We start from the raw sequence: 2,249 nt of genomic DNA, 5'->3' as shown, positions 1-2,249 counted from the left end.
GCCACGGGCGGCGACACGCAGGGCGGGGCACAGCCCGAGGCGCAGCAAGCACAGGCACAGGCACAGGCGCAACTCTCGGCGGGCGGCGGCGAGACCGCCACACGCGGGACCGGCCGCCGCCGCGCCCGCCCCGGCACCGAGCAGCCCGCCACGGCCGAAGGCGCCGTGGTGACGTCGGCCGAGCACGCGGCAGGGGCCACAGCCATCGCGCCCGGCCTCGGCGAGACGGTGCCGCCGCAGGGGGTACCCGCGCCGACCGGCCGCCGGGCAAGGCGCCGTGGCACGGAGCAGCCCGCGCTGCCCGCGCCGAGCGCGTCCCCGGAGCAGGGCGGCGAACCGAGCGGCGCAGAGCTCGAATTGGCCGCTGCCGGAAGCGGCACCGGGACCGTGGGAGGCCGCCCGTCCGGACGTCGTCGGCGCGCACTCGGCACCGCGCAGGCCGGTCAGGCCGGTCAGGCCGCGCAGACCGGTCAGCCACGCGAGGCGTTCGCGCTGCCGCCCGCGGAGGCCGACCGCACCCCCGAGGCGCAGGCCGCACCCGGCGACGTACGAGAGAGCGACGCGCCGCAGGACATCGCCGGGTACGCACAGCCACAGCCACAGGCGAACCCGGCGGTCGTCGACCCCCGCACCCTTCCGCCCGCCGGCGCGGCGGCGCACGCCCCTGCCGTGCAGGACCCGGCGGACGAGGACCGGACGCCGCCGAAGCCGCACCCCGCGCAGCACACCCCGGCGTCCGGCGTGCGGGCCACACTGCCGCCGGAGAACGGGCGGCCGCCGCGTCCGGCCAGTGCCCAGCCGTTGCCCGCCGACTCTCAGCAGGGCGCCACCCCGGAGAACTCGGCGGTGGCCGACCCGAACTCGACGCAGGGCCGCGCCTTCAGCGTGCGTACGTTGGGGCAAGGCGTGCCGTTCGGGCGTCAGGTCGCCGCGCCGCAACCGCCCGCGCGGCCCGGTGCCACGCCCGCTGGGGGCGTGCCGCAGGCCGGGGCCGAGGGGCAGACGCTCGGTGGCGGCTCGGGGCGGCGCCGCAAGCTGGCGGCGCCCAAGGAACAGCCGGAGCCACCGCGACAGCCGCAGCAGATGAGTGACGGTCGACCGCAGCCCCAGGCGAAGCCCCATCCGGGGCCTGCGCCGGAACCGGAACCGCAACCAGAGCCTCAGCAGCAGACGCAGCAGGCCCAGCGGCCCCAGCAGACGCAGCAGACCCCTCAGACCCCTCAGACCCCGCAGACCCCGCAGCAGCCTCCGTCGTTGCTCTCGCCGTCCTCCGGCGCCGACTCCGACGGCAACGGCCGGGCCTACGCCATCGGCGCCCCCGACCAGGACGCCGACGAGGGTCCCGAGCTGCTCGACGGGCCAGGCGGCGCGGTCGAGGTCGCCAACCGGCCGCAGCCGCAGCCGATGGACGACGAACTGCCTCCGGAGCCGCTCGACAATCCACGCCGTCTGCTCGTGTGGCCCGCTCCGGACGTGGCGACGCAGGAGGCGCTGAGCGACCGCGGGTACCGGCCGGTGACGGTCCATTCGCGCGAGGAGGTCGACGCGCAGATCGCGGCGTTCCCGGCCGCGCTCTTCGTGGACCCGCTGACCGGGCCGATCACGCGGACCGCGTTGCAGTCGCTGCGGCAGGCCGCCGTCGCCGCCGAGGTGCCGGTCCTGGTGACCGCGGGGCTCGGGCAGGCGACGCGCGAGGCCGCGTACGGGGCCGATCCGGCTGTCCTGCTCAAGGCACTGGCGCCGCGGGACAGCGAGCAGCATCCGCCGCGGGTCCTGCTGATCGAGGAGCACGAGGAGATCGCCCTCGCGCTGACCTCGGCGCTCGAAAGGCGCGGGGTGCAGGTGGCCCGCGCGGGCAGCGACGCGGACGCGGTGACGCTGGCGGCGCAGACGCGCCCGAACCTGGTGGTCATGGACCTCTTTCAGGTGCGGCGCCGACGCGCGGGCATCATCGACTGGCTGCGCGCGAACGGTCAGCTCAACCACACGCCGCTGGTCGTCTACACGGCCGCTGTCGACAACGCCGACCTGCCGCGGCTCGCCGCGGGAGAGACGGTGCTGTTCCTGGCGGAGCGTTCGACGAGCAACGAGGTGCAGAGCCGGATCGTCGACCTGCTCGCGAAGATCGGCACCAACTGACGCTGGAGCCTTGTGCGACGGGAGCTGGGGCGTGTGCTGATCCGTGCCTGGCCGCTCCTGCGGAAGTGGATCGGTCAGGACCGGGACGGCAACCTGGTGCGGCAGGATCT

At 76.1% G+C, this 2,249-nt stretch carries 1 pseudogene; it reads left to right on the top strand.

The annotated features are described in order from the left end of the window. Nucleotides 1–2,139: pseudogene (locus OFY01_RS16115) on the top strand (histidine kinase); the annotation flags it as partial. Nucleotides 2,140–2,249 lie beyond the last annotated feature (110 nt).

Source organism: Streptomyces beihaiensis, assembly GCF_026274175.1.
GTDB lineage: Bacteria > Actinomycetota > Actinomycetes > Streptomycetales > Streptomycetaceae > Streptomyces > Streptomyces beihaiensis.
This window is presented reverse-complemented; position numbering and strand designations above follow the sequence as displayed.